Origin of the sequence: Limosilactobacillus reuteri subsp. porcinus, assembly GCF_036621895.1 — a bacterium.
In the GTDB taxonomy this organism is placed as follows: Bacteria; Bacillota; Bacilli; order Lactobacillales; family Lactobacillaceae; genus Limosilactobacillus; species Limosilactobacillus reuteri_J.
The window spans coordinates 1-9,568 of sequence record NZ_LN887332.1; the positions used below are offsets into that span (position 1 = coordinate 1).

General features: G+C 38.4%; 7 protein-coding genes. 1 reads left to right on the forward strand and 6 read right to left on the reverse strand.

The features are described 5' to 3' along the window. Positions 1-124: 124 nt before the first annotated feature. From AACL61_RS01430 to nrdD, 5 genes are all read right to left on the reverse strand, one after another. Positions 125-1,825 carry a phosphoenolpyruvate carboxykinase (ATP) gene (locus AACL61_RS01430; protein WP_102816255.1) on the reverse strand — a complete coding sequence of 567 codons (1,701 nt, stop codon included), beginning with the start codon at positions 1,823-1,825 and terminating at the stop codon, positions 125-127. 154 nt (positions 1,826-1,979) lie between these two features. Further along, positions 1,980-2,789, reverse strand: a complete 810-nt coding sequence (apf, locus tag AACL61_RS01435; protein ID WP_102816256.1) for an aggregation-promoting factor — start codon at positions 2,787-2,789, stop codon at positions 1,980-1,982. A gap of 383 nt (positions 2,790-3,172) precedes the next feature. After that, positions 3,173-4,063, reverse strand: a complete 891-nt coding sequence (locus AACL61_RS01440; RefSeq protein ID WP_102816257.1) for a SufD family Fe-S cluster assembly protein — start codon at positions 4,061-4,063, stop codon at positions 3,173-3,175. Positions 4,064-4,074: 11 nt separating this feature from the next. Next, positions 4,075-4,653, reverse strand: coding sequence for an anaerobic ribonucleoside-triphosphate reductase activating protein (gene nrdG, locus AACL61_RS01445; protein ID WP_042746518.1), 579 nt, complete (start codon positions 4,651-4,653; stop codon positions 4,075-4,077). 65 nt (positions 4,654-4,718) lie between these two features. Beyond that, positions 4,719-6,953 (reverse strand): anaerobic ribonucleoside-triphosphate reductase, encoded by a 2,235-nt coding sequence (nrdD, locus tag AACL61_RS01450; protein WP_003664236.1) that lies wholly within the window; start codon positions 6,951-6,953, stop codon positions 4,719-4,721. Between the two features lie 405 nt (positions 6,954-7,358). Between nrdD and AACL61_RS01455 the strand changes: the two genes are divergently transcribed. Continuing rightward, entirely contained in the window at positions 7,359-8,756 is a 1,398-nt protein-coding gene (locus AACL61_RS01455; protein WP_339110884.1) for a DHA2 family efflux MFS transporter permease subunit, read from the forward strand. Between the two features lie 38 nt (positions 8,757-8,794). Here the strand turns inward: AACL61_RS01455 and AACL61_RS01460 are convergent, their stop codons facing one another. Further along, positions 8,795-9,349, reverse strand: coding sequence for a GNAT family N-acetyltransferase (locus tag AACL61_RS01460; protein WP_339110885.1), 555 nt, complete (start codon positions 9,347-9,349; stop codon positions 8,795-8,797). Between the last annotated feature and the right edge of the window lie 219 nt (positions 9,350-9,568).

The following is a 9,568-nucleotide window of genomic DNA, read 5'->3' on the forward strand; positions in this document are numbered from 1 at the left end:
TAATTTAAAATCCGGACTACGATTTTTGATCGATCAAAAATCATAGTCCGGATTTTACTGTTAGAGAACCAAGAATTAATAGTTAATTCCCAGCCCCGATGACAAAATTGTCTTAATCGTAATCTTAATTATTCATCAAAACATCAAGCAATTCTTGAGCTGATTCTTTCAAAGCATCCTTTGACTTGTCATTACCAAGGTGAGTAAAGATTTCTCCAACGTATACATCTTGGTCAAATAGCTTTGTAAAGACCTTGTCAATAATTGGCTTAGTTAATTCTGGTTCTTGAACTGGACCAAATGGGTTAGCAAAGAATGTTTTGCTCATTCCAACTTCATCAGTTGTTCCAAGAGCCTTCCGTTGTCCAGCAATAAATACTTTTTCTGCTTCTTCCTTTGTATCAAACCGATGAATACCAACTTCATCACTATAATTGTTAGCGTATAGCCACATATCAATATGGTGATGTTTGATTACATTTTCGTAGGTATCAGCAGGAATAATAACCCGGGCATTCTTTTGTTCAGGATTAAGGTAAACACCACGGTCCATGTTATTGAAGGCTACGGCACTACTCAAATCATCAAGACGAACAAAGGCACCAGTTTCTGTTCCTTGAGCATATACCCCTGGTTCACCATCAATAAGGGTAAAGCTTCCCATGTCATCAAAGATTGTCTCCATGCTGACAATCTTATCGTCAGCTAATTCTTGTAAGGCTTCAATTGATTCTGACTTCCCGGCACCTGAGTCACCGAAGAAGACAACATTCTTTTCTTTACCATTAGTAAATTTAATCTTCAACATGGACCCGTGAATTGGCAAGCGACCATTGTAAATTTGATGAAGGTTATGAAGCGTTAAGCACATCTTCTTCATGTAACCAAAGTAAGTAGTCTTATCTGTGTAAGGAACTTCACCAACCCACAAATCATTCTTTTCGTCACGATAGTAATGAGAAACCATGCCTTCTGTTTCTTTTAGACCGAAAAGAAGAATCATATCAGGTTTTTGCCCCTTAATCTCATCAGGTGATGCAATTTCAAATAAGTTTGAAAGAGCAATTCCGTTTACCAAGTAATCAACATTGAAGTAAATAAAGGCTAAACTTTCACCAATCTTGGCTGGGTAACAATACCACTTACCACGTTCGCCATGGAAACGTTCGATTGGATTATCTTTTACTTCAGAAAAGACGCCTTCCCGTTTGTTACTCTTAGTGTGCATCATCATTGGTGGACGAAGCATCACGGTATTAATAAAATCAATATCCTTTAGTTCTTCATAACCAGCTGGAATCTTCCAATCTTGTTGTTGAACTAAAATGGTTGCGTTAGTTGCCGCATTAACTTGCCGGTATGTCCGATTTTCAAAACCTTGAAGCTTTTCCTCGAGAATCCGATATGCCTTTCGTACCAAGTCATTAAATTGAGTATCAATAGTCCGGAATTCGTTACCGATAATCTTATTATCACTAAGATTAATTACTGATACCCGTAATAGTGAACGATAGTATGAGTATAATTCTTCAACACTCTCAAGAATATCTTTAGGGTCATATTCATCAAATGCACTATCATCATCAAAAAGAACTTTCTTTAAGATATCAACAAACTTGTTAACAGTGGCATTATCAAAAGCATCATCATCATTATCAGGGTTACGTGAAGCTAAATACAGACGAACAATTCCCTTTACTTCATCACTATTAATTAATGATGGAATATCAGTAAAGTAATTTTGACTATAGTTTAACGTTGCAACACCGCGGTCAGGATTTACATATAATGATTTTGTATCAATAATCTGACTCTCTTTTGACATGGATCTCATCCTTTCATCACTTGAATAACTCTATTATAATATATTTTTTAAGATTAGGATGAAAATAATATTAACTTTTTTCATTTTACTAAAAAAAGAGGAAATCATCCCTTTATTGAGACAATTTCCTACTTTAACAATTAATTATTAAATTTTAGTACCAACCATGTGATTGCCAGAATGATTGAGCGGCACTCCAAGAGCCATAACGGTTAGCTACGTATTGATCAGCTACACGTTCTTGGTTAGCTTCTGAATAGTCACCATTTAAGTATGATGATGACAATTGGTACTTACCAACGTATTGGCCGTTACGTGCACTGTAACTACCACCAGATTCACGGGCAGCAATCCAAGCCTTAGCCGCAGCATCATTACCACTTACACTTGAGCTGTAGTTTGAGCTAGTAGCTTGAGTTTGTACTGGCGCACTGTAGCTTTGTTGAGCAGCAGAAGCAGTTGATTGTTGTGGTGCTACTGATTGTACTGGCGCTTGTTGTTGCACAGATGCCTGAGATTGTACTGGAGCCTGTGATTGAGCAGGTGCAGAAACTGGTGTAGCTGATGATTGTACTTGACTTGTTGCTACAGGAGCCTGGCTAGCAACTACTGGAGCTTGGCTAGGTTGTTGACTTTCAACGCTAGCTGATGCTGGAGCTTGAGATGCTTCCGGTAAGGTAGCAGCTTGTTGAGCAGTTGCTTGGGTTACTTCACCGCCATCTTTAATTACTAACTTTTGACCAACATAAATTAAGTTCTTATTGGCAATTTGATTAGTTGAAGCTAAAGAGTCAACATAAGTTAAGTCATGACCTAACTTATAGGAAATACTTGATAAGGTATCACCACTTTGCACCGTGTAAACAGAATCAGCATTAGCAGTAGTTGCGGTAGCGAATGTTCCCAAGGCAACAGCACCTGCAACGGCAGCAGTGATTTTCGCGATGTTTTTAGTTAACTTCATAAAGAAAAATCCCATCCTTTTCATAAAATTCTTTTTATTAGTTAGTTATTTATTAGTTTAATTTAGTTTATGTTGTTGAGTCCTCATATCTCTCAACACCTATTACTATACTCCCTCAAAATTACATGCGGATTACTCCGAAATATCAATTCAGTTGATTTTCGTAATACTTTGTAATAAAAATTTTAATAGTTTGTCAAGTAAATTAACCTCGGCCACGTCCTGATGGCAACTTAGGTCTAACTAACTTTTCACCAGAATTAGCCAAAATTTGTAACATAATAATAAATAAGTCGCTGAATTTTTCTTATCAAGAAGAATTTCAACGACTTATTTTTCGTTATTAATGATTTCTTGTAACATTGCTGTAATTAACTTTAAGCTTATTCAGCAGTCATTATTTGTTTTAACCAGTTATCACTATTAGCCAATTCTTTTAATGGATGGATATCTTCGCTAATTGTCAGTGGTTCACCGGCTTTTACTTTAAAAGGTGCTCCAATGACCGTTTCTGGATCCCGATATTGGATAAGTGTGGCAGAAGTTCCCTTACCAAAACCATCGACCATTGCAGTTAAATGCTGTGTTCCGTCTAAGGCAATTACTGGCGCCCACTGAGTATTTTGACCATCTAGAAAGCTATAAAGGTCAACAGTCGCTTTAGTTTGTACTTGGCTCGCTACCTCAAACTGCAGTGTTGAACCATGGGCTTGGTATGCATAAATTACCCGATAGATATTTTTACTAGTTGAGCGATTTGCCTGCCGGTACGTAACGTGCGCGTTAGCTCCGACTAAAATCTCCGTCCCTTCATATGATGGTAATAACGTATCATTAACCATCCGTTCTTCAATTACTACGTTAGCTCCCGCGCTGACGACAATAATATTATGGGAGTTAGTAGAATTAAGGTGGGGACCATAAACAATTGGACGCTCCCGAATAACCTGTGGACGCAAATATATAAACTGCCCACAATCAATATTTGCAAGGTGCATGGCTGCTAACTGGCTATCCTGCCAAAAGATCGCCTTCTCCATCAAATTTTCTTGTAGTAGTGTTGAGTATTCATTAACCGCTTCTTCAAGAGGCATCGCAGTTAGGCTATCTTCCTGTAAGGAAAGCCACCCCCTGCTCATACCAGTTGTCCCCTTTTGCAAGGAATCTCCCCATTCTTCTTGGGTAGGTAAAGTTGGGAAACGTGATTGCAGCAGAACTGCTAGTTGACGTTTTTTCTCTAACCATGCTGGCTCTTGCTTCCAAATTTTTGCCATCGTTTTCTCCTCTAATGAACAAGCTTATCCCAAATAACCACTTTCCCCGTTTGAAGAGATTGCGGAACGTCAATAATTCGTTGGTTAGAACTCCCCCTGAATTGAAGGGTAAGATCTTTTTTAGTCAGCAAGAATCGACCATCGACTAAAATATCGAGGTAGTGCAAAAGTTCAAGTTTATCGCTCGACTCCTTCATCAATTCTTCCCAAGTATAGCCAGACCAAGACCAAATATCCTTTTCATGCCCGAACTCTTTCCGGACGCGTTTAACTAACTTTAGGCAAACCTGAGTATTAAGAAATGGTTCGCCACCCAATAAAGTCAATCCTTGAACATAACTCTGCGAAAGATCTTCAATAATCTGATCTTCTAAATCTTGGGTGTATGGCTGCCCGTAATGAAAATTCTGCGCTGCTTTGTTATAGCAACCAGGACAATTAAAAAGGCATCCACTAACATATAAACTACACCGGACCCCTTCCCCATCAACAAAATTAAAGGGCTTATAGTCTGCAATATATTGTAGTGAATGATCCTTCGCTAACCATCCTTGTGGTTTAGGGTTACGGGGTAATCGTGTTTCTGCCATTTCTTTTTCCTCCTATATAATAAAAGGCCGGTAGCTTTGCGGGCAACTGGCCTTTTGATAATTAATTAAATTTGATCACCAGTAATGTGAGCATGGGCTTTATTATCCATTTGCCGCTGTTGCTCAAATTCAGCTGCATTCTTGATCATTCCAGCATTCATATGTTTAACCCGGTGAATAATTTCCTCATGCCGTCCATGAACCATTGGCCGCTGCTGAGGATTACCAAGATAACCACATGTCCGCTTAACAACGTCACAAGTTGCCGGGTCATGGTTTCCACACTGCGGACACTTAAAACCGCGAGCAGTTGCTTCAAATTCACCTTTGAATCCACACTTAAAACACTGATCAATTGAAGTATTCGTCCCAAGATAGCCAACATGATCATATGCCCAGTCCCACACTGCTTCTAAGGCTTTTGGATTTTGGCGTAAGTTGGGATATTCGCAATAATGAATAAAACCACCAGCCGCATACTTAGGAAAAGCCTCTTCAAATGATAGCTTTTCAAATGGTGTCGGATGTTTACGAACATCATAGTGGAAACTATTTGTGTAGTATTCCTTATCTGTTACATCTTCAACCCGACCAAACTTCTTCAAATCATCTTGGCAGAATGTATCTGTTAACGATTCAGCAGGAGTGGAATAAAGACTAAAGTGATATCCTTCTTCTTTTTCCCATTCAGCGCATAAATCATGCATTGCCTTAGTAATTGCAATCGCAAAGTCATGCGCTTCTTTATTATGCTCCCAATTTGACCCATAGAAAGTCGTACATACTTCATATAAACCAATATAACCCAGTGAAACGGTTGCCCGACTATTCTTAAAGACTTCATCGACACTATCAGTCCTCTTTAGCCGTTTACCAAATGCTCCATACATATACAGGAGGGGAGCATTTTCTGGCTTGGCTTCTTTAGTACGCTTAATCCGGTAATCCAAGGCAATCTTACAAATATTCATCTTCTCTTGAAAAATTTCCCAGAATAGTTGCTTATCGCCATGAGCCTCCAGGGCAATCCGCGGTAAGTTGACTGTCACTACCCCTAAGTTCATCCGCCCTGAGTTTACTTCTTTACCAGTTTCTGGATCTGTCCATCCCTGTAAGAACGAACGGCAACCCATTGGTGTCTTAAAACTCCCCGTTAGTTCCTTAATCTTGTCATACATCAAAAGATCTGGATACATCCGCTTCGTTGAACACTCAAGCGCTAGTTGCTTGATATCATAATTAGGGTCTTCAGGGTCAAGATTTAAGCCCCGTTTAATAGTAAAAGTTAATTTAGGAAAGATGGCTGTACGATGTTCCTTACCAAGGCCCTTAATCCGGATCATTAAAATAGCCTTTTGGATCTCCCGGGCAATCCAACTTGTTCCTAAGCCAAAGTTAATGGTCGTAAATGGAGTTTGACCTTGACTAGAATAAAGGGTATTAATCTCGTATTCTAAAGCCTGCATTGCATCGTAAATATCTTTTTTGGTCTTCTCACGAGCAAATTCTTCCCGTTTCTCTGGTACTATCCACTCTTCGGCATCTTTCATATGCTTTTCGTAATTTAGCTTTGCATATGGTTCTAATAATTGATCAATCCGATTAGCGGAACATCCCCCATATTGCAGTGAAGCCACGTTAGCAATAATTTGCGACATCTGAGCAGTAGCTGTTTGAATCGAGCGTGGTGAAGAAACCCAAGCATTACCAATCTTAAAACCATGCTTAAACATTTCGTCAAAGTCAATTAAACAACAGTTAGTTTCAGGCGTTACCGGTGAATAGTCAAGGTCATGCCAGTGAATATCACCACGAAGATGCGCCTTGGCTACAATACCAGGAAGCATCCGCAATCCTAACGCACGGCTCACAACCCCTGCTTCAAGGTCGCGTTGAGTATTAAAAACATGGCTATCTTTATTAGCATTTTCATGCACAATCCGTGAGTTTCGGTCGAAAAGCTGCTCTAACTTATTTTGGGGATTAGTGGCTTCGGCAAATGCTTCTTCATCATGCTGGCGATAATCACGGTAAACTTTTGCCAATTCTTCATGATTAGCATTGACCAGTCCTTGAACAAAGAGATCCGCAATCTTTTTAGTAGTGACAGTTGTTTGATTAAGCAAGGCATCCAATAAGGTAACATAAACACTTTGGCTAGTCTGCTCATCAGCATTGAGCGCATTTAAAACAAGGTTAATCTTATAGGAATAGAATGGTGTTACTGTTCCATCACGTTTAACTACTTGAACACTTGTTAAACTTTGAAGATCCTTCTTATCAATTATTTGCACTTTCATTTTTATTTCCCCTCTCGTAATTAACGTTATCTATCATAGCTCAAAATACAACTTATAGGAAGTATTGACATTCGAAACACTATATGTTGTGGTCAAATTACTTCTTTAAATATTCTGTTTATATTCTATTCTGATCTACCAGGAATAAAATGAGGATACAAGTAACGACGCTATTTTGCGATTATTGTAAGACCTTTTAAATCATTTATTTTTAAATTCCTATTATCACTGAATAGAATTTTTTATCCCGAAAAGCTTAAATTTGAAAACGCTAAACCTAACTTAATAATCTTAATCAATATACTTAAGATTATTAGTTATTAAAAAAATAACTTACGAGCAGATAGCACGATTTGCTAGACTAATCCTTGTGCAATTTTTAGGGTAAAAGGAGTTTTTATATTTATGGAAAATGCTTTACAAGCTCGTAAGCAAGCAGCGCACCCAGGATTAATGATGGTTAGTATGCTGCTGGGAGCTTTTGTCGGAATGTTTAGTGAGACTTCATTAAACATCGCCTTGCCAAAATTGATGACTGCTTTTCAAGTAAGTACGTCAACAATTCAATGGTTAGTTACTGGATATATGTTAATTATTGGGATTATCTTGCCACTGTCCAGTATTATTACTAAATGGTTTACGACCCGCCAAGTCATTATTTTTGCATTAATTGACTTCATGGTTGGGGCTAGTATTTCTGCCTTAGCGCATAATTTTACTATTTTGTTGATTGGACGAATGATTCAAGGGATCGGAACAGGTTTAATTCTTCCATTAATGTTTGCAGTGGTAATGCAAATCTTCCCACCGAAACAAATTGGAGCAGTTCTAGGAATGTGTGCCCTCGTAATTATGTTTGCCCCTGCAATCGGTCCTACTTTAACCGGGCTAATTCTTGCTAAGTTATCATGGCAATGGATCTTCTGGTTATTTATTCCGTTTTTATTTATTGCCTTGATCTTTGCTATCACTTCATTAGAAAATGTTGGTGAAATTACTAAGCCACATGTTGATATGCTCTCAATTATTGAATCGGCAGTAGGTTGTTCAGGACTTGTTATTGGTGCTAGTTTGGCTAGTGAAGATGGTTGGACTTCACCTACAGTTCTCAGTGCGTTAATAATCGGAATTATTGTCTTAATCTTTTACACCCATCGCCAACTTCATCTGGAAGAACCAATTTTAAATCTTCATATCTTTAAGTATCCGGCTTTCACAATTGGTTCTTCAATCGTGATGCTTGACTTTGGAATTATTCTTTCTACGATGTATCTTTTACCGTTATTCTATCAACGAGGGCTCTTAGTTTCCGTTGCCCTTACTGGACTAGTAATGCTCCCTGGTGGAATTATTAATGCAGCCACTTCTGCAATTGCAGGTCGCCTTTACGATAGTATTGGGGCTAAATATCCTGTTTTAATTGGTTTTGTCCTTGCCTTATTCGGTGCTTTGATGCTGGCGTTTACCACACCGCATAGTCCCATTATCTACGTTGTATGCGCGCATGTTATTTTAATGATTGGTTGTCCTTTAGCAATGTCTCCTGCACAAACTAGTGCTCTAAGTACGCTTTCTGGATTCGAATCTGGAGACGGCAGTACAATCATGAATACGATGCAACAGGTTATCGGTGCTCTTACAACAGCCCTAGCTACTAGTTGCTTAGCTTGGGGGAGTTCTTCTATTAGTGGATCTGAAACTGTTCGCTTTACCAATGGTTTCCACTATGGCATTTACTTTGCAATTATCTTAATTGTGGTAGCACTGCTCTTATCATTCAAAATTAAAGATCGAAAAGACTAAAAAAATCCTCACTACTCATGCAGGTAGTGGGGATTTTTTTACTCTTTAATAATCTTATATGGTAAATAATGGCAGCGATGTTTAGTCAGATAATTATCCATTAACTGTTGGTAAAATTGTGGATTCACGCTTGATTGTATACTTAAAAGATCAAATTTTTCATTATCCTTTTCAACGGTATAAAGACCTGTTTTGCCAAAACCATTTTGGGCGTAGAAACGATGCCGTCTGATTCGTTGTTCGTTATTAGGTGCTTGAGGATCTGGGCGTTCAGCGCTAAGTGTAATCTGCTTTCCTGCATATCGTTCTTTGATCGCGGTTAGCGTCGCACTACCCAAGCCCTGTCCATGATAATGAGGATCAATTGCCAGAAAGAAAATATAGACGATGCGCCTGTTGTAGACTGTGTAGAAAAAGCCAACCCATTTTCCCTCTTCATTATAGATGCTACAAAATTCTGCTTTTCCTGCTTTAGCACGCATTTTAAGTAAAGATAATGGTAAAAGTTCATTTTGTGGAAACACGGTATTATAAACCCGCTTGATGTTTTTGAAATCATTTGACTTTGTAGATATTTGACGAACTTTAATCATTTAAAAATCCCTCCATCTATGTAATAGTACCTAGAAAAAACTTACCAGACAAGAAAAAAGAGACTAGCTTTAATTTTAATTAAGCTTCAATGAAATCTTGTTCTTTCGCATGTATGTTTTTACAGCTAGTCTAGCTTCCCGTCGTGCCAACCTCTTTCCAATGTGAGCCATTTCGTGCTGACAATCTGGACAGGTGGTCGTTTTTAAAGAAACAACTTC

Bases quoted from the DNA above. Each gene is read 5' to 3' on its own strand.
- AACL61_RS01430 (WP_102816255.1), bottom strand. From the start codon at position 1,825: ATGTCAAAAGAGAGTCAGATTATTGATACAAAATCATTATATGTAAAT.
- apf (WP_102816256.1), bottom strand. From the start codon at position 2,789: ATGAAGTTAACTAAAAACATCGCGAAAATCACTGCTGCCGTTGCAGGT.
- AACL61_RS01440 (WP_102816257.1), bottom strand. From the start codon at position 4,063: ATGGCAAAAATTTGGAAGCAAGAGCCAGCATGGTTAGAGAAAAAACGT.
- nrdG (WP_042746518.1), bottom strand. From the start codon at position 4,653: ATGGCAGAAACACGATTACCCCGTAACCCTAAACCACAAGGATGGTTA.
- nrdD (WP_003664236.1), bottom strand. From the start codon at position 6,953: ATGAAAGTGCAAATAATTGATAAGAAGGATCTTCAAAGTTTAACAAGT.
- AACL61_RS01455 (WP_339110884.1), top strand. From the start codon at position 7,359: ATGGAAAATGCTTTACAAGCTCGTAAGCAAGCAGCGCACCCAGGATTA.
- AACL61_RS01460 (WP_339110885.1), bottom strand. From the start codon at position 9,349: ATGATTAAAGTTCGTCAAATATCTACAAAGTCAAATGATTTCAAAAAC.